This window comes from Cohnella endophytica (assembly GCF_003628305.1).
Lineage (GTDB): Bacteria > Bacillota > Bacilli > Paenibacillales > Paenibacillaceae > Cohnella > Cohnella endophytica.
On the sequence record NZ_RBZM01000005.1, the window covers coordinates 817,598 to 837,656 of the forward strand.

Below are 20,059 nucleotides of genomic sequence, written 5' to 3' on the forward strand. Positions count from 1 at the left end.
AAAGTGAAAAAAATAATTCTTTTTGGCTTGGTTTCAATGATTATTAGCGTAGTTGCTGGATGCGATTTATTCTCGACATCCATTAGCTTGCCCAGTTCATCAGGTACGACAAATTCTAATGATAAGCTTGCTGAGTTGAACGTGCTCGTGTTCGAAACCCCAAACTTGACTGCACAATATTGGGATGACGCTATCAAGAGATTTACGGATAAACACCCAAACATCAAAATAAATAAAGTCGTGTCTCCGGATATCGACCGTACAAAATACGCGAAGCAACTACTCGCGACCGGGCAATTACCAGACGTCTTGATGTCGATCAATGTTCAGGAATTCTTGTCCTCTAACTCCTTGTTACCTTTCGATGAAAAATATGTAAGCCAAGTACCGGGTGCAATGAGTAACGCTATAAATGGAAAAGTTTATCAACTGCCATGGGGGGCACAAACGATTCCCTTTATCTACTACAATAAAAAAATGTTCGCTGATGCTGGCATAGTCGAACCAAAAACGTGGTCAGAGTTTGTAAATGTCGTCGCAAAATTACAGGAATCAGGCGTTACGCCGTTACTTAACGGCGGAGCGAAGGATCCGTGGGCTTCGACCCTCCTACTTGATGGAATCATAAGCACAGACGTCTTTACAAAAGAGCCGAACTGGGTCAACAAACGAAAAAAAGGTGAGGTAAAGTTTTCAGATCCACTATTTAAGAACGCTGTCCTCAAATGGAAAAGCCTCTACGAAACAAAATCATTTAATGCAGATGGCTTAAGCATCGGATATTTACAATTGCAAGATGCGTTTCTAAAAGGTAAAGGTGCCATGTATCCAATGGGATCATGGTTTGTGGCATCCGCCGACGCACAAAATGATATCGATGTTGGAGTATTCCCAATTCCAACGGATGATGGATCGATTGTGATTCCTTATTCTGTCAGTGGCCCTCCATCTATCAGTGCAACTACGAAATTCCCAGAAGCCGCGCAAATGTTTGCCGCCGAATTCGTTACGGATGCGGAAACCGTCGTCGCGATTGTGAAGTCAGATGCCGAGATTCCACTAGATGGGCAAACCATTGAATATCAGTATTCCCCTTTGTTTCAACGAGTTATTGATCTGATTAAAGTTGGTAATAAAGTCAATGCTTTCAGTTGGGAAAACGGTGATGCCGCGATGATTGCAGGTATGGTGGACGTAGTAAACAAAACCGCACAAAATATTATTCTTGGTAATTCTGTAGATTTGGAATTGGCGGCACTTGATGCTAAATGGGATGAAATTAGCACACATATCAAATAATGCGGAAAGCTTCCTTTTCCAAGCGCGAATACGCTCTCGTACCGCGACAGAATCCTCCACTTCCCCGTTCAATTAATATAATCTTGTTTATAACCTTGTTTCGTTAAGACCACTGCCATCGCCAGTCCTTCGGAAAAATTCACCTTCAGAATCGAATCGGGGAGGAATAACGAATCGTCCTACCATATCGATAAACCCCGTCTTCTAGACCTACTTCCCAGCATCGATGATCGGCTTTACCGGTACCCTCACCGTTTCGATAACCGTCAGCACACCGGCAATTCGAGATCAATGAATAAAGTTTCGTTATTAGGAGTCATGCCATTATGTATAAAATCATTTTAGTAGACGATGAAGCCGACGTGCGAGAGGGCGTTCTAAGAGAAATTGACTGGACGGAAAACGGATTTCAGGTCATCGATGTAGCGGAAAATGGACGCGAAGCGCTCGATATGGTGGAGAGAAACGTGCCGGACCTTATTGTTACCGATATCCGTATGCCGTTCATGGACGGTCTGCAACTGTCCGAGCATCTAAGGCGTGTTTATCCAACGGTCAAAATTATTATTCTAACCGGGTTCGACGAGTTCGAATACGCCCGCAATGCGATTCATCTTGATATCGAAGAGTACGTGCTTAAGCCATTCTCGGCGGGGGATTTACTGGATTCACTTGCCAAGGTGAAGAACAGGCTAGATGCGGAATTAGCGGAGAAGGCGAATGTCGGCTCGCTCCACGAGTACTATCGCCGTAGCGTCCCGGTGTTGAGGGAGCTATTCTTAACTTCTTTAGTAACACGTACGATTACGTCAGCGGAAATTCGCGAGAAGATGGAGCATTACGACTTGAAGCTCGAAGGTAATTATTATACGATTTCGGTCATCCAACTTGACAGGCCGATTATGCAACCGGAGTCCGGTGATTCGAACAGAGCGCATGATCGTCTCGACTTTGAATTGCAGACGTTCGCCGTTCGCAATATTGTAGAGGAACTCGCATCGCGCAGAGGGAAGCCGTCCGCATACGTATTCCAGCATAACGACTGTGTCGTGCTGTATGAGATAAGCCTCGCAGCCGATCCGGACAAATTCCGTGGCGAAAGCATGGTGCTCCTCGAGGAAATTCGGAGTAACGTTGCGAAGTACGTCAAGTGTACGGTCACGATCGGGACGGGTGCCCTAACGGATAGGCTTTCGGAAGTCAAATACGCATACGCCGATGCATTAACCGCACTCGACTACCGTATTCTGATCGGAAGTAATCGGATAATTGCGATAGAAGATGTCGAAAGTAGACCAAAGTCACCAGTTCGATTCGATGAATTGCAGGCACAAGCTTTCTTGCGCTGTCTAAAGGTTGGCTCGTATGTTGAATTGGAGTCAATCTCGGAAAGTTTATTCGCGCCGCTCATTGCCGCAGGTTCGACTTGTTCGTATCGCGATGCGCAAATCTTTCTGTTACAAATCGTTACGACGATGTTAAAGGTGCTTCAGGAGAAGCACCAGAATACGGATGTCGGGTGGTTGAACGAAATCTTGCAATTTCAGTGCCTGCAAGATGCGAAGGATTGGGTCGTCAAAACATGCACTTCGATCATGAATAGAATTGAGAGTGACCGCCAATCGACTTACCACGCGCTGGTGGATAAAGCACGCGAGTACACGAAGTTACATTACGCAGACAACGATATCTCCATCGCCAAGCTCTGCTCTTACTTGCATATTAGTGCAGGATACTTCAGCGGGATTTTCAAACGGGAAACGAAGTTGACCTATGTCAATTATTTATTAAACGTACGAATGGAAGCAGCAAAGGAATTGCTGCTCACGACCGATTTAAAAGCATTCGAGATTGCTGATAGAGTCGGCTATGCCGATCCCAATTACTTCAGCTTTAGCTTTAAGAAGCAGGTGGGTATGTCGCCGAAGGACTTCAGAAGCCGGGCGAGGGGGGAGCTGTGAAGCGACTTCTAAGAAAGTGGATCCAGAAGCTGAAGTTCAAGAACGTTCAATTTATCATTTCAGTATCCTTCGTGCTGATCGTTCTTCTGATGTTGTCCGTCGGATGGATCCTATATCAGAAATTCATGGAAACCGCTCGTTCGAACGCCGCTCTTACGAATCAACAATTGATCGAACAGGTGAATTACAATATCGAATCGTACTTGCGTAGCATGCGACAGACGTTTGAATTAGCTGATTACAATATTCGCAAAGGAGCACGTGATCAAGAATCAGCACTGTGGAAGAAGCTAGAGGAATTGATCAGTTCCCGGGAGGATATCGTATCGCTATCTTTATTCTCCACCGATGCAGAGTGGATAGCCGTCACACCAAAAGGGGATAAAGTATCGGTTGCCGATTTGAAGGTGCAAAGTTGGTTCAAAAATGCCGTATCCAATCCAGATGAGCTAAACTTTTCTCCGCCTCATGTTCAGCGACAGGATAACGGTCAATCCCGTATGGTGCTGACGATCAGCAGAGGCATTACGATTAATCGTGAGGGCCGAATTGTTCATGGTGTACTCGCAATGGATGTGAACTTCGAGACAATAGCAAGCTTAAGCAGGCGGGTCAGCCTAGGCAAGGAAGGCTATATTTACATCGTGGATTCAGACGGTAACTTAGTGTATTATCCCGAACGACACTCGGACTCTCAGGCAGGGGTAACTGAAAACTTTAACGTGCCTCTCAGCTATTCTTACGGAACCTATTACGACCGTTGGAGTGGCAAGGCGCGTATGCTTACGGTACAGAATGTAAACCCAGTCGGCTGGAAGGTCGTCGGCGTCTCGTTTAAGCAAGAATACTCGGCGACGAATGATCAAGTCAAAGCATGGATCTTTGGGTTGATCGGGCTTGCCATTGCCATTATTATTTCAGTCAGTATCTATTTGTCATTGAAAATTTCGAAGCCAATTCGACGATTAAAACAATCGATGTCCCGCGTAGAATACGGGGATTTCTCTATCGTGGCAAATACGAACGGGATTAGTGAGATTCAATTGCTCGCTAAAAGGTTCAACACAATGGTATCGCGAATCCGGGAATTGATGGATCAGGTTAGTTCGGAGCAGGAAGCCAAAAGAAAGAGCGATTTCGAGGTGCTACAGGCGCAGATCAACCCGCACTTTTTATATAATACACTCAATTCCGTCGTTCGTATGGTAGGGAGTGGCAAGAACGAAGATATCGTCAACACGATCACAACGTTGTCCAAGTATTTTAGAACGAGCTTGAGCAAGGGTCAATCTATCGTTACGGTTCGGGAAGAACTGGAACATGTGAGGTACTACTTAATCATTCAATCGATCCGTTTTAAAAATAAATTCAGGTACGAAATCGTTGCGCCCGAAGAGTTAATGCCCTGTTTATCGCTAAAGCTGATTCTTCAACCAATCGTAGAAAACGCGATTCAGCACGGAATTGAACCGATGGTCGACGAAGGATTTATTTCAATTCGCGTGAACCTGTCCGACGAGGGGAAATTGATTTTTATTATTAAGGACAACGGTGTCGGAATGTCAGCTCATAGGGTGGAATCTATTATGTGGGGGGCAATGCCCACGCCACATTCGGAAGAAGGCTCTGGTCTAGGTTTGCGCAACGTGCATCAGCGCATAACCTTGCAATATGGCGTGGAGTATGGACTAAGGGTAGAGAGCGAACGGGAAGAAGGCACGATCGTAACTTTATCCCTGCCGATCATTAAGGAAAATAAATAGAAGTTTGATTTAGGAGGAATAGGGATGAAACAAGCATGTCTAACTGCAATGTCGGTCTTATTCCTGTTAATGGTTGCCGGTTGCTTGGGATCCAGTGACAGCACTGCAATAAAACAGTCGGAACGGACAATGATGGATGCGTCGAGGGATAAAGTCAATTTGTCCGTAGCGATGTATGTTACTGTGCTGTCGGTGCAGGATGTTTATTACGACATCGTAGCGGAGTTCGAAAAGAAATATCCGAACATCGAGGTGAAAATGCGGTTCCCAGGCTTCGAATACGAGAAGTTCATGAGCTCACGGATGGAAGATCATCAATTGCCGGACATCTTCGATACGCATGGCTGGTCGAAAATCCGATATGGCCAGATTGTCGTCGATCTAAGTTCCGAAGCGTGGGTCCACCGATTAACCGAAACGATCCGGGATACAGTGATGGATACGTCCGGTAAAGTGTATGCTATGCCGATCAGCGAAGCACGAGACGGCATTACTTATAACAAAGGAGTATTAAAGAAGTATGGAATCGCCGTTCCGACGACCTATGACGAACTGATTGCCGCAGCAGAAAAGCTCAAAGCAGATAGCAACGGGGAAGTCGTGCCGTTCTTCTTCGCGGCAACAGACGATTGGTCGGTCGGACAGTTTTTCGATTATTTCGCGAACGCGCTATTAATGGAATCGGGCAAAGCGATCGATTGGTCGAAATGGACGCAAATTTCTGAGATGTTCCAACAACTGATCGATAGAAAGCTGATCAATGATGACGTAATGACGGCCAAATATAGCGATATCATTAGATTGTTTGCCGAAGGTAAAGTCGCATTCGCGTTCGCTGCCCCGTCGTTCGCGGATGAAGTGTTCAAGTATAAAAACGGTACCACCATCGGGATCATGCCAATCCCGCCACTTGTCGCAGGAAACCCGCCTAGCTTCTCCGGAGGTGAGCGAAATACGATGGCGGTATGGAAGGACTCGCCGCATATCAAGGAAGCCAAAATGCTATTATCGTTTTTCGCTAGATCGGAAAATTTGGAGAAAATCGAGGAAGTGACCAAGCTTCCATCGGGGCTTAAGGGAACCATTCCGAAGCATGAATTCAAGGCTGATTACGAGAAGTACGCCAATGGAGGGATTTTGCCCTATTATGATCGGACTTACTTACCGTACGGGATGTGGGATGTGATCTGCAAGAACGGCGTCGAGCAGCTGGCGGGCAGAATTGTGCCGGAGCAATTCTCAATCATTATGCAAACGTCGGCAGAGCAACTGATGGATAAATAATTAGTAAAATTGCAAATATCAATCCAATGCGGCCTGAAAGCGGGGTCGCTTTCTTTTTGCTTATCAAGTTCATTAGAATTTCGATAGTTTTGAGCAGGATATTGAATTCGAATTCGATCTCCGATCTTACATAATCAAGCATGTAAACCTAATCTTAAAATACCTAGGAGGTCAAGATTAACATGAAGAAAAAAGTAGTACCTTTGCTTGTCGCGACAGTATTGCTGGCAACAGTAGCTGCCGGCTGTGGTAAAAACAACGACAATACCGGCGGTTCCGGTGGAGACAGTAACATTGGCGTAGCGATCTACAAATTCGATGATACGTTCATGACGGGTGTGCGCAATGCGATCAAGGATGCCGCAACCGGCAAAGCGACGGTCGATATCGTCGACAGCCAGAATTCACAGCCGACCCAGAACGATAAAGTCGATCTGTTCATCTCCAAGAAGTACGATGCAATAGCCATTAACCCAGTCGACCGTACGGCTGCCGGCGTCATCATCGATAAAGCAAAAAAGGCTAAAATTCCGGTCGTTTTCTTCAACCGTGAGCCGCTTGCCGAAGATATGGAAAAATGGGATAAGGTGTACTACGTCGGTGCTAAAGCCGAGGAATCCGGTACGATGGAAGGTCAGCTACTCGTAGATTACTGGAAAGCGCATCCGGAGATGGATAAGAACAAGGACGGCGTGCTCCAATACATCATGTTGAAAGGTGAGCCGGGCCATCAAGATGCCGAGCTTCGAACGCAATACTCGGTCAAGGCGATCGAAGACGCAGGCATTAAAGTCGAAAAGCTCGCGGAAGACACGGCGATGTGGGATCGTGTTAAGGCGCAAGACAAGATGGCGACTTTCCTGTCTGCGCACGGCGACAAGATCGAAGCCGTCATCGCGAACAATGACGATATGGCGCTTGGTGCGATCGAAGCGCTTAAAGCAGCAGGTTACTTCAAAGATAACAAGTTCCTTCCGGTTGTCGGCGTTGATGCCACCGCCCCGGCACTTCAAGCGTTGACCGACGGTACGCTGCTCGGAACGGTTCTGAACGATGCCAAAAACCAAGGGGCAGCAACGTTAAACTTAGCCGCGGCGCTGGCAAAAGGCAACACACCCAACAAAGGCAATTCCGGCTATGACATCACCGATGGCAAATTTGTGTGGGTTCCTTATAAAAAAATTACGAAAGACAACATGAACGACGCGAAATAATCTGATTAAATTCGAAGGAATAAGGCAGGTGCCGATCGAGACTTGCGTCTATCGCCCCTGCCATATTCCCATTAACCGTCAACAGGAGGTGAGAGCATGAAAGCATCACCATTTTTGCTTGAGATAGCCGGGATTTCGAAAGCTTTTCCTGGCGTGCTGGCCCTTGATAATGTCTCACTGAACGTCAGGGCGGGTACGGTACACGCACTGATGGGAGAGAATGGGGCGGGGAAGTCAACGCTAATGAAGTGCTTGTTCGGCATTTATTCACCGGACAGCGGCGAAATTCGAATGAACGGAGAGAAGTTGCAATTGTCGAATTCGAGGTCGGCGCTACTGAGCGGAATATCGATGATCCATCAAGAGCTTTATCCCGTACCGTTCCGAAGTGTTATGGAAAATTTGTGGCTGGGTAGATTCCCTCTCAGAGGATTCTGGCCATTGCGATTCGTAAACGATAAGAAAATGTACGAAGATACGATGCGTTTGTTCGAGGAGCTTGGTATGGACATTCAGCCCGAGATGATAACGGGAAGGATGTCTGTATCCAAAATTCAATCTCTCGAAATCGCCAAGGCGGTTTCCTATAATGCGAAAGTAATCGTTATGGATGAGCCGACATCGTCTTTGACCGCGAACGAGGTCGAGCATCTGTTCCATATTATCGATAGCTTGAAGCAACGCGGAGTCGCCATCATCTATATCTCGCACAAAATGGAAGAAATATTGAGAATATCCGATGAAGTGACGATAATGCGAGACGGTAAGATGATCGGTACTTGGGAAGCGAATAGCTTAACGACCGGCCGCATTATTAATCTAATGGTCGGTAGAGATTTAACTAGCAGGTACCCTGAGCGGCATAATATTCCTGGGGATGTCTTGTTGCAGGTAGAACAGTTCACGTCATCGCTGCCGAAGTCGTTCAAGAACGTATCGTTCGAGTTAAGACAAGGAGAAATTCTTGGCATCGGGGGGCTTGTCGGTGCCCAACGGACCGAGCTCGTCGAAGCGTTGTTCGGCATCAGGTCTCTCTCTTCAGGGAGGATAAGAATAAACGGCAAGCTAATCCGCATCCGACGTCCAATCGAAGCGATTCGGTATAAAATGGCACTATTGACTGAGGAACGCCGCGTCACCGGCATCTTTCCCGTATTGTCGGTGCTTGAGAATACGGTTGTTGCGAATCAAAAGTCGTACCAAAAGCTTTATGGGCTTCTTGATGAACGAAGTCGTATTACGGATACGGAACGCAGCATCCAACGGTTGAGCGTCAAGACCCCGTCACCCAAAACTCAAATCCGCTACCTGTCTGGGGGAAATCAGCAAAAGGTTTTAATGGCGCGCTGGCTACTAACGAATCCCGATATTTTGCTGCTTGACGAGCCGACCCGAGGGATCGACGTCGGTGCGAAATTCGAGATATATTCGATCATCGCCGAACTAGCCGAGCAAGGGAAAAGCATCATAATGATTTCGTCAGAAATGCCCGAACTGCTGGGTATGTCCGATCGGATCATGGTAATGTGCGAAGGTAGACTAACCGGCATCTTGGACGGAAGAAAGGCGACAGAAGAAGAAATCATGAATCTTGCGGCGCAATATTCAGTCAGAACGGGAGGATCGGCATGAACACATCCTTAAAAAGAGTTAGTGAGTTTCTTACGAATTATGCAATATACGTCGTATTGGTTGTGCTCATCATCGGCATTTCGGTGTCCGCCCCGTCTTTCTTGTCGCTTAGCACGCTAACGAATATTTTGCACCAGAACGCGACGAAGGCGATCATCGCACTCGGTGCGGCGTTCGTACTGATCACGGGCGGTGTCGATCTGTCCGCAGGACGCGTAGTCGGATTGTCCGCCGTTATTTCTGCTTCGATGGTTCAAGTTTCCGATTATCCGCGTAAGTTTTTTCCGGATTTGGATCAGTTGCCGGTTGTTGTTCCAGTACTGCTCGCGGTATTTGCGGGAATTCTCGTCGGCTTGATCAATGGTCTGATTATTTCCAAGCTACACGTTCCGCCGTTTATAACAACGCTTGGCACGATGGTTATCGTACTCGGTGTGAACTCTCTTTATTTCGATATGCCACCGAACAGTTCCCAGCCAATAGGCGGACTTCGCAACGATTTTACGAAGTGGGGTTCGGGTACGATCGATATCGGTCCGTTCAGCTTGCCCTATTTGGTCATTATTGCGATTATTGTCGCCGTAATATGTTGGGTCATATTCAATAAAACGAGACTTGGTAAGAACATGTATGCGATCGGCGGCAACGTACAGGCGGCACATGTTTCCGGCATCAATGTCGGCCGAAATCTACTCTGGATCTATAGCATTGCGGGTGCGCTCTACGGACTTGCAGGTGTACTCGAAGCCGCAAAGTCGGGAGGAGCATCGACCGGATACGGTAACATGTACGAGCTTGACGCGATCGCTGCCTGCGTCGTCGGCGGCGTATCGACGACCGGCGGAATTGGGACGGTTCCCGGTATTATGGCAGGCGTTATGATATTCGGCATCATTAACTATGGCTTAACTTTTATCGGAGTCGGACCTTACTTCCAATTGATTATTAAAGGTGCGATTATCGTCGTTGCCGTAGCATTCGATATTCGAAAGTATTTAGCAAAGAAGTAATCTGATTTGTTAGAGGAGAGGGGGTGAAATCAGCCGCATTGCGGAACTTCACTGGGGAAATGTCGAGAACCAATCCATTTAAGAGGAGGAGAGATATTTAACTTGGTAAAAAAGAGTAGTTAACATTGCTTATTTGAACCAAACACAGTCCGTTTTCCAAAGCTATGTTTGAAAATAATACGAGGAGGCATGGTTTATGAAGAAAAAGTTGAATTTATATTGGTTTGTTTTAGTTATCACTTTTCTATTCAGTAACCTGGTTTTTGCCCAAGTAAGTTTTGCTAATGACAGCATATTTAAACCTCAGGCTGCAGCTGAAAACAGAGTGAATTTTGACGGACAAGGCTTTTTAATCGATGGTCAGCGCACATTTATAGCATCGGCAGGAATCGAATATGCTAGAATTCCGCGAGAACTTTGGGCAGACAGGTTATTACGTATTAAACGCGCAGGCATGAATGCAGTTGAGATATATACGTTTTGGAACTATCACGAGCCTGTCGAGGGCCAATTCAATTTCTCAGGTAACCGTGACCTTGACGCATTCTTAAAACTAGCTAAATCATTAGGCTTATACGCAATTGTACGTGTAGGTCCGTATTATTGTGCCGAGTGGGGTAGCGGAGGTTATCCAGTCTGGTTGCAGTTTAAGGATGGACTTACCGTAAGACAGCACAATGCGGTATTTGAGCAAGCTGTTTCTAACTTCTGGGATCATTTATTCCCAATTGTGATCAACAACCAGATTAATCGGGGAGGCAACGTTATACTGGTGCAGCTCGAAAATGAGCATGATACTGGTTGGGGTACAGATGGAGTTTCAGACCCATATTTCAAGTTTCTCCAGTCGAAGGCACTGTCCTACGGACTTGAAGTCCCATACTTCTTCAGTGGCTTGAACCATGGAACTGAACCTGGAGGGACAACCCCATGGAGCAGTTCCGGACGCACAAGCCCGTGGTTTACAACTGAATTCTGGACTAACTGGTTTGATAGATTTGGAGAAACTCCGGATGATGTTGTTGCAAAAGATAGAGCCACCTGGAAAATTCTTTCTAATGGTGGAAACGGATACAATTACTATATGTTTCACGGAGGGTCCAACTTTGATTACTTTAACTCAGATCCTGCTGATAAAAGTGGAGCCAGTTATGACTATGGTGCCCCAATCGGTGAGGGAGGTGTTTTAAGGCAGGAATACTATAAATTCAAGAGGGCTGCCTGGTTTGCCCGTAGTTTCCAGAGCATCCTTGAGACTAGTGACAATGCAACCGGGACTTACAGTACAGCGGCTAGCAATTCAAATATTAGTGTCACTGCACGTCAAAGCAATGCAGGCAGAATTCTTTTCCTAGATAATGCAGGGAGTACGGACCAGCAGACCAAGGTGAATTATGGCGGGGTAAGCTACCCACAAACCGGGTCATTAACAGTCAAGTCAAAAGAGATTATGCCTTTCGTGGCCAATTACCAAGTAATACCGGGTGTAACCCTCACTGCAGCTCCAACGCGTATCCTGGGTATCACCCAACAGATCAATACTTCGACAATCGTGATATATGGTCAGTCAGGATCACCGGCAGAGATGTATTTCAAGGTGCCTGCTGGAACTGTTATCACTTCCGGGGCATCCGCTTTGAGCCAAGATGCATCCGGGAATATGTCCTTGAAAACAACTTTCCCGGCAAGTGGTGTTTCAAATTACAGCTTCCAGACAGGCAGTAGCAAGGTTAGAATTCTTGCTGTTAATGATGCTTTGGCAGATAATACGTGGTTTGTAAATGCCGGAGGATCCAATTATGTTGTACTTGGTCCTCAATATGTTGGCGACGCCAATATCGTAAGCGGCAGTCTTCAAATCAATGCGGAAACCACCTGGCAGAATGCATCAAACTTTCCGGTAGTAGCATATGATTCAGGTGACTCGGCAATTTCAATGGGATCTATTACGACACCAGGCGCCCATCCGGGCACATTAACGCTGTCTTCCTGGCAGACAATGAGCGGGATTGATAAGGCTGCTACAGGATATAACACTACTGGCTGGTTTTCAAGCACAACAGGACCGAAGCCTATGGGGATTGACGGAGATGTCAGTGCTTATGCGTGGTACCGTACAACGGCTAATTTACAAACTGCAGGGACATATTCCATTACTTTTGATAAAGCATTAAATAACATGATTCCTTATGTTGACGGGAATGTCGTTCCATCTGCAAACGTGTCAACCACTGGTTTTTCGGCTAATTTAAGTCCAGGCAATCATACGATTGCGGTATTTGTTTCGCATAACGGCAGAGATAAATTATTTGCATACAGGGGTTCTCTGAATCCGAGAGCTAATTTAGGTATTATCGGCTCGGCGAATATTGCTAATTACAATGCCCCGACAGCTTTAACAAGCTGGAAAACGATGATGACAACGAGCAGCGCAGTTGGAACTACTCCTCCATCAAGCAGTGATACTAGATGGACCTCCTATACGCTTGGAGGGGATCCGTTTAGTGGAGCAGCAGGATACGCGTGGTTTCAGACGACATTGCCATCAGCCGGATCCTCAAGCATTAAAGAGGTTAGCTTTAACAGTGTAGATGACAATAGCTGGGTTTATCTCAATGGCGTACAAATCGCTACCAATACCGGTTGGAACGTGCCGTTTAAAGTGAATGTAAGCAATAATTGGAATGCATCGGGGGCAAATACTTTAACTGTGCTTGTACAAAACACATCTGGGATAGGGGGAATAAATTCTCCGGTCAATTTCGAAGAATACTCCAATCGATCGGAATTAAAAAACTGGGTTCAACAAGGTGGACCTGGTGATCCAAACTCTCCGACCGGCTGGTCTACTCTGGCGGGTGGAGCTACATTTAGTGGGCCGCAGTTCTTTAAAACCACCTTTAATGCTAGTCCACCAGGAGGGACGGGAACAAATCCTATCTGGCGCATAACTACGACAGGCCTTTCACGTGGCTCCATGTGGGTGAACGGTCACAATTTGGGCAAGTATCCATTGATGATTTCAGCTCCGGGTGTGTATGTCCCCGAAACATGGCTGAATACATCCGGAACAAATACGTTAGTTATATATGACGAGCAAGGAAAACGTCCGGATCAAGTGGTAGTTCAACCTGAAGCATCAGCAAGTCGTGATGTGATAGCCTACAGTACCAGTCCAGGCAACCCTCCGCCAAGCGGGATAGTGTCAGGCAATACGTATCGGATCGTCAATCGCAATAGCGGAAAGGTTCTTGATGTAAAGGATCAGTCGACCGCTGATGGAGCAATTATTCAACAATGGTCTTACAGTGGCGGAAATAATCAGAAGTGGGTATTTACACAGGTTACAGGTGGGTATTGGAAGATAAAAAGCGTAAACAGTGGCAAACTGATGGACATCAGTGGCGCTTCGACTGCAGATGGAGCAGCAAATATTCAATGGCCAGATAATGGTGGTAATAATCAGCAATGGCAGTTAGTAGACGCTGGTAACGGATATTATAAAATAAAGAACCGGAACAGTGAGAAAATTCTAGATATTTCCGGTGCATCTACTGCAGATGGGGCACCAGATATTCAGTGGCCGGATATCGGCGGTACTAATCAGATGTGGCAAATCCTACCTGCATAATTATTATTTACGATCTCGAAGGGGTTAGGCGATTTTAGTCGCCTAACCTTTTTTCGGCATGCCTTTGAAAACGTACCATATTATTTCTGTTATTAAGGATACATGCAGATAATAGTAAGATGATAATCAAGATGAAACGATATTCAAAATATTTGTTCCTTTATTGATACGGAAACAATCCATTCACACCAAGAGAGATCTGCTCAACAACCCCGGTTTTTCTAGTCGGAATCTTTTATCTGAGAAATAGTAGAAAATCGAAGTGGATCAACCAATTCATTTCCAATAAATTTAATTCATGGAACTTGGAGGACCACTCCTGCTCCGAATCTGATATGAAACGAAAGGAGAAGTCAAAATGAATCGTGCGATAAAGCCATCGTTATTGGTCTGTCTTGTTCTGTCATTGTTTGCGGCTGGCGCATGGCCGGCTGGGGCGACGACCTATTGGGGAGGAGAGGCATCGGCGATCAAAGACGCCTATTATGACGGTTCTGTGGCTAGCTATGGATGGGGTAGCATTTTTGATTCCGGTAGAAGCAATTGGGGGGGCATATCGAGTAAAGTGAGTATCGGCAAGACGACGAGCACAGCCAATTATCCCGATAAATACTACGTAGGCCAAACTTCCAACGCCAACTTATGGGGATTCGCTCCGGCTTACAAAAAAGACGCGAATGGTAATATCGTTCTGGCCGACGTAAATTACGACACATGGCTTTATTGTACGGTCAGTGCTTACGAGAACACGATCAAGTTGAATCAACCCGGAGGATTAACAACATCGCAGACAATTTCTTCGGTCACGACGCATGAAATCGGCCATACGTTGTCTCTCGGCCATTCTCCGTCCTCCGAAACGAGCGTCATGGTATCCGCAGGTGCTACGAACTTCTCACCTACGAACTACGATAAGACCGAATTAAAATCCAAATGGGGAAATTGAACATGGGGAGGAGATTTATATGAAACGTTGGGTTTATTACATAGGCTTTTTCGCTACGGCTATCATGATTGTTATCGCGTTTTTTGGGCAAGGTTCCGTTAAGACGACATCCGAAAACGGATCTTCGAACCCAATCAGAGAAGTTAGCATACCAGCGAGCTACAAGGCGTTTGACTCATTGGGGACGCTGGAACAGGACGCGGATTTAATTATAGTTGGCACGCCTTTACTGGACTTCGAACAGCGAGAGCATGTCGCTACTTATTATGACGATGGAACTCTGCAAGACTTTTACACACTAACGGAAATTAGAATAAGTAAAATAATGAAAAAACCGACCGATTTCCCGGTTACTGATCGCATCAAGGCGGTCGAACCCGTTGGTTTGATAACGGAGAGCGATAAGTTGCAAACAAAGGTGAAGGCTGATCACTATAGCGAATTGAAGGCGGACAAGAAATACGTGATGTTTCTCAAGAAAAATACTTTCGGGCAATATAGCTTAATCAATATGAATAACGGTAAATTCAACTTAGACGGTACGGACGTATCCGATCTAACCCAAGACGGCGAGAGCGGTATTAAGATGAAGCTGAAGCAACAAATCGAATCGAAATTCGGGTTGTAATAATGAAACGAATTGTGATGATCGGACTGCTCATACTCGCTGTCTCATTAACGGGTTGTACCGGCCAAAGCATTGAGCGCGCCAGTTCCAAGGATCCGAATTCGACCGGTACGCCATCCAGGAAGTCTGTACAGGCTAAAGTGACACCATCTGCTTCGGCGACATCCGGGCTCGTAACGGACGGGCTTACGCCGGTGAACGCGGCCGAATTGCGCGAGGCAGCCTGGTTCCAATTGCAAGAGAACGAAAAGAAGACGGTAGTCGGAGATTGGAAGTCAGCCGAGGTGCTTCCGGCAAGGTGGAGCGAAGTTACGATTAAAATCGAAATAAAGGAGCCGCCTACAGTGTACAGGGTTACATTCGAGACGAGCAATGATCAGTTGCTCGGTCCTATCGTCGTCTTCCTAGACCCACTGAACAACCAAATTGTCGGATATGAAGCAAGACGTTAGTATCTAAAAAATTTATCTAAAAAGAAGTTTGGGTGAAATTTGCCTGAACTTCTTTTTGATGTCCTCGAAAAGAGAGGGAAGAATTGGGTTGCAGTATTACCTAAATCTTCAAAAAGTGAATGTAAACTGCACTATTATTTGGAGTTAAGCATTAATTCGTACACTTATGATGAGGATTAGCCCATTTTATAATTTGATATGTAAGCACACAAACTTTAGGGGGCAACAAAGTGAAAAAAACAACGCTTTTAGCTTTAGCATTGACGGCAATGATTGTAGTTGCCGGATGCGGTAAAAATTCCTCCTCGTCTAACAACGCAGCAAATGAGCCTGCTGCAACGACTTCGGCTGAGGCACCAGCGTCTCCTTCCGCAGTTGCTTCGGAATCAGTTGCTACTGAATCCGAAGATCAACCGGCAGAGTTGAATGTACTCGTATTCGAATCGCCTAACTTGACTGCGCAGTTCTGGGATGGTGCTATCAAGAGATTTACGGACAAACATCCAAGCATCAAAGTAAACAAAATCGTTTCTCCGGATCTCGATCGTACGAAATACGCGAAGCAATTGCTTGCAAGTGGACAATTCCCAGACGTTCTGATGTCGATCGACGTACAAGATTTCACGAACTCTAACTCTTTGCTTCCAATCGAAGATAAATACTTGAGCCAAGTACCTGGTGCCGAAGGAAATGCAATTAACGGCAAAGTATATCAGCTTCCATGGGGAGCGCAAACCATTCCGTATATTTATTACAACAAAAAAATGTTCGCAGATGCTGGCGCAACCGAGCCGAAAACTTGGGCTGAATTCGTGGATGTGATCGCAAAATTGAAAAAAGCCGGCTTTACTCCATTGTTGAACGGTGGCGGGAAAGATACATGGGCGACAACGTTCCTGCTGGATGGCATCATCAGCACAGATGTCTTTACACAAGATCCAGATTGGGTTACTAAGCGTAAAAATGGCGAAGTGAAATTTACCGATCCATTATTCATGAATGCCGTTAAGAAATGGAAGAGCCTCTACGATTCTAAATCCTTTAACTCAGATGGATTGAGCATCGATTATTCGCTACTGCAAGATGCGTTCCTAAAAGGTAAAGGTGCTATGTATCCAATGGGTTCCTGGTTTGTGGCAGCAGCCGATGCACAAAAAGATATCGATGTAGGCGTGTTTACAGTTCCGACAGATGATGGATCCATCGTCATTCCATATTCCGTAGGTGGCCCTGCATCCGTAAGTGCCAGCACGAAGTATCCTGAAGCTGCACAACTGTTCGCAACTGAGTTTGTGACAGATGCTCAAAACGTTGTTGAAATCGTCAAGTCGGACGCATTGATTCCACTAGACGGTCAAACGGTTGACTATCAATACTCACCATTGTTCCAGCGTGTAATTGACTTGATTGGCCAAGGAAAAAAAGTTAATGCGTTTAGCTGGGAAAATGGGGATGCATCGATGATTGCCGGTATGAAGGACGAAATGAACAAAACCGCGCAAAATATCATTCTAGGAAAATCGGTAGAATCCGAATTGGCAGCACTCGATGCCAAGTGGGATCAAACTGCCGCTCGCAGTAAATAATGGTCTCATAAAAGGTAAAAATGAGGAGAAGGGAAGCGGATTCTCTTCTCCTCATTAATCTTTGAATCCATTTCCAACTGCAATAAGAAATTAGAATGAAATATGTCGGGGGGCAATAACATTCGAATAATGCAAAACATGAATATCTATGTTGACAAAGTACATTTCGGTCCTAGAGATTTTCTTGAGAGATTTAATGGCTTGTCTAGCCTTATTGGAGCGTCGAAGCGAGAAGGATTATTATTCGTCGTATGTTTGAAACATCCCTTCGAGATTCTTAGTTCTGTTCTCTATATCCGCGAGATAGATGGAGCAGTCCTATTACTACACGGTGATACCCCTTTGTCGACAGCTTTGGAAATTGCCCGCAAAATTCAAGCGGATTATTTGTTATATGATCAATGGGATTCGATCTATACGATAAGCGAACAACAAATGTTTCACCCACCATCTTTGATGCAATATAGTTCTGGAACGACCGGAGAACCCAAATTAATTACCCGCGAATGGCGGGATATTCAGACAGAAATCGAAAATTATAATCTTGCGATTAATTTGTCGGATGAAGAACAGCCTTGCATTTTAGTTCCTATTTCTCATTCTTTTGGTTTGATTGCAGGAGTACTTTCGGCTCTATACAGAGAAACTCCACCACATATTATCTGGAATAAAAATCCGAAATTTGCACTTCATTTGATTCAAAACAATCCTAAATCCATCGTCTATGGAGTTCCGTTCTTATTCCAACTTCTAGATTCGCTTGGTAAGGATGAACTGCGATTTCATAAACTAATTAGCTCAGGTGCTCCCCTTCCTGAGAGGCTATTTGACAGACTAACTCATGTATCTAAAGAGTTGAGACATCAATATGGTTCCTCAGAAACTGGTTGTATATCAATTGCAACGAGTCCTTCTTCTCCTTTCGATGTCGGAAAGCCTCTTAAGCACATTCAATTGTCATTTGCTCGATTTACTGAAATCAATGAAAAAGAATCATTGTTGAATGAGATTATCGTGACTTCCGATTTCCAGCAAGTAAATACACACGATATTGGCTTTGTTAGTGGTTCAGGTTCTCTTCATGTTATTGGTCGGAGTGACGATTTAATCAACGTATCAGGACTAAAAGTCAATCCTGCTGAAGTTGAAAATGTCATAGGGAAAATGCCTGGAGTAGTGGAAGTTGCTGTGTTTAAACAAAAGCACAAGGTATGGGGAGAGGCTGTAAAAGCAATCGTTGTAACCAGTGGGTTGATAACAGAGGAGCAAATTAAGATATGGTGTATGGAAAGAATCCCGTCTTTTAAGGTGCCAAGTATTATCGAGCTAGTGAATGAAATTCCTAAAATGCCCTCAGGTAAGCTGAGTAGAAAGCTAATACAAGAATGGGAGTATGAGCGATGATGAATAGAGTTGAAATTATGGATCGAGTTAGATCGATTATTATTGAAAATTTAGAGATTCAAGTTATAGAGCCGCTGGATGAGTCACAACGGTTGTATGATGATTTGAATATCGACTCCATTATGGTGTTGCAATTGATCGTATATATTGAGGAAGCATTTGATGTTGCCTTGCCAGAAGAGGATATGGATCCCTCTGTATTTAGTACCGTTGGGGCATTAGTTTCATTTATTCAACAGTTGCAAACGATGAAGGTATAGGCATGAAGAAAACAGTAAAGCTTGGTGTGGTCGGTTTCGGTCGAATTGTTGAGCTGGTCCACCTTCCGATCTTGAAAAAAATACATCAAATCGAAGTTCATGGGATTTTTGATATTACGCCACAACGACTTGAATTGGCGGCTAAAAGAGGATTTCAGACCTATGCTCACTTGGATGAATTATTGGATAGTTCTGTGGATGCTGTTTTGATAGCCACTCCTCCCCATAGTCATTTTGAAGTTGCCTCTGCTGCACTTCGAAAAGGTAAGCACGTGATCGTTGAAAAGCCAGTAACAGAATCATTGAATGAGGCAGTTCAATTGTTGGAACTATCTCAAATGGAAAAGAAGGCAGTGACAGTTTTCCAAAATCGTAGATTCGACAGTGATTATCTCTTTGTTAAGCAGATGCTAGCAGAAGAGAGGCTAGGGCGCATTCTCTTTGTGGAGAGACGTCATCATATGTTCGGATCGGGGGCATCTTTCGGAGTAAAGTCGTTCTATCCCGACTGGCGCAATGAAGCTAGATTTGGTGGTGGAGCCTTGCTGGACTGGGGCGTTCATTTGGTAGACCAATTGTTGCGTCTCCAGCTAGGAGAGATCGAGAGTGTAGAAGCGCGGAAACACGTATTAAGGTGGGGGCAAGGAGACGTAGACGACTATGTTTACGCTTCAATGCGATTGGATAATGGCATTCTTATGTCTATGGAAATAAACTTCGGATCAAATGCCGAGGTGCCAATTTGGATTATCGGCGGCGAGAAGGCAACCCTTCAAATTAATAATACGAAAGAGGCATACTTGCTTGAAAAGGGAAAACCACGTCAGATGTTAACGATTAGCGATTCAAAAGAAGAAAGTGCAGATCGAATTTATTCTTCTTTTGCCGGTTTTTTACTTCGGGAGGAAGAACTCGTAGTTTCACTAGATCAGGCTATAGAATCAATGGATCTTATAGATAAAATCAATAAACAGGCGATTAAATGAGTT

15 protein-coding genes are annotated in these 20,059 nt (G+C 45.2%); all 15 read left to right on the plus strand.

Annotated features, from left to right (window positions below):
- Positions 1 to 3: 3 nt before the first annotated feature.
- The 15 genes from D7Z26_RS13735 (at position 4) to D7Z26_RS13805 (ending at position 20,056) form a co-directional block, all read left to right on the plus strand.
- Complete coding sequence (locus tag D7Z26_RS13735; RefSeq protein WP_120977513.1) at positions 4 to 1,299, plus strand: ABC transporter substrate-binding protein; 1,296 nt, start codon at positions 4 to 6, stop codon at positions 1,297 to 1,299.
- A 326-nt stretch (positions 1,300 to 1,625) separates the two neighbouring features.
- Positions 1,626 to 3,260, plus strand: a complete 1,635-nt coding sequence (locus D7Z26_RS13740; RefSeq protein WP_120977514.1) for a response regulator — start codon at positions 1,626 to 1,628, stop codon at positions 3,258 to 3,260.
- Complete coding sequence (locus D7Z26_RS13745; protein ID WP_120977515.1) at positions 3,257 to 5,023, plus strand: cache domain-containing sensor histidine kinase; 1,767 nt, start codon at positions 3,257 to 3,259, stop codon at positions 5,021 to 5,023. Before D7Z26_RS13740 ends, D7Z26_RS13745 begins: the two co-directional genes overlap by 4 nt.
- 24 nt (positions 5,024 to 5,047) lie before the next feature.
- Positions 5,048 to 6,307, plus strand: coding sequence for an ABC transporter substrate-binding protein (locus D7Z26_RS13750; RefSeq protein WP_120977516.1), 1,260 nt, complete (start codon positions 5,048 to 5,050; stop codon positions 6,305 to 6,307).
- A 182-nt stretch (positions 6,308 to 6,489) separates the two neighbouring features.
- Positions 6,490 to 7,521 (plus strand): galactose ABC transporter substrate-binding protein, encoded by a 1,032-nt coding sequence (locus D7Z26_RS13755; RefSeq protein ID WP_120977517.1) that lies wholly within the window; start codon positions 6,490 to 6,492, stop codon positions 7,519 to 7,521.
- Between the two features lie 96 nt (positions 7,522 to 7,617).
- On the plus strand, positions 7,618 to 9,153 hold the full coding sequence (locus tag D7Z26_RS13760) for a sugar ABC transporter ATP-binding protein (RefSeq protein WP_120977518.1): 1,536 nt from the start codon (positions 7,618 to 7,620) through the stop codon (positions 9,151 to 9,153).
- Complete coding sequence (mglC, locus tag D7Z26_RS13765; protein WP_120977519.1) at positions 9,150 to 10,163, plus strand: galactose/methyl galactoside ABC transporter permease MglC; 1,014 nt, start codon at positions 9,150 to 9,152, stop codon at positions 10,161 to 10,163. The genes D7Z26_RS13760 and mglC overlap by 4 nt, the downstream gene beginning before the upstream one ends.
- Before the next feature lie 196 nt (positions 10,164 to 10,359).
- Positions 10,360 to 13,794 (plus strand): beta-galactosidase, encoded by a 3,435-nt coding sequence (locus tag D7Z26_RS13770; protein ID WP_120977520.1) that lies wholly within the window; start codon positions 10,360 to 10,362, stop codon positions 13,792 to 13,794.
- 358 nt (positions 13,795 to 14,152) lie between these two features.
- Positions 14,153 to 14,740, plus strand: coding sequence for a hypothetical protein (locus D7Z26_RS13775; RefSeq protein ID WP_120977521.1), 588 nt, complete (start codon positions 14,153 to 14,155; stop codon positions 14,738 to 14,740).
- 325 nt (positions 14,741 to 15,065) lie between these two features.
- Positions 15,066 to 15,368 (plus strand): hypothetical protein, encoded by a 303-nt coding sequence (locus D7Z26_RS27185; RefSeq protein WP_147423857.1) that lies wholly within the window; start codon positions 15,066 to 15,068, stop codon positions 15,366 to 15,368.
- A gap of 2 nt (positions 15,369 to 15,370) precedes the next feature.
- A complete protein-coding gene (locus tag D7Z26_RS13785; RefSeq protein WP_120977523.1) occupies positions 15,371 to 15,820 on the plus strand; it encodes a hypothetical protein in 450 nt (149 codons plus the stop codon).
- A gap of 230 nt (positions 15,821 to 16,050) precedes the next feature.
- Complete coding sequence (locus tag D7Z26_RS13790; RefSeq protein ID WP_120977524.1) at positions 16,051 to 17,406, plus strand: ABC transporter substrate-binding protein; 1,356 nt, start codon at positions 16,051 to 16,053, stop codon at positions 17,404 to 17,406.
- 342 nt (positions 17,407 to 17,748) lie between these two features.
- The gene (locus D7Z26_RS13795) at positions 17,749 to 18,810 is read left to right on the plus strand and encodes an AMP-binding protein (RefSeq protein WP_158602298.1); all 1,062 of its coding nucleotides are present in this window, start codon (positions 17,749 to 17,751) and stop codon (positions 18,808 to 18,810) included.
- Positions 18,807 to 19,070 carry a phosphopantetheine-binding protein gene (locus tag D7Z26_RS13800; protein ID WP_233566872.1) on the plus strand — a complete coding sequence of 88 codons (264 nt, stop codon included), beginning with the start codon at positions 18,807 to 18,809 and terminating at the stop codon, positions 19,068 to 19,070. The genes D7Z26_RS13795 and D7Z26_RS13800 overlap by 4 nt, the downstream gene beginning before the upstream one ends.
- Positions 19,071 to 19,072: 2 nt before the next feature.
- Positions 19,073 to 20,056: a Gfo/Idh/MocA family protein gene (locus tag D7Z26_RS13805; RefSeq protein WP_120977526.1), complete on the plus strand. Its 984-nt coding sequence runs from the start codon at positions 19,073 to 19,075 to the stop codon at positions 20,054 to 20,056.
- Positions 20,057 to 20,059 lie beyond the last annotated feature (3 nt).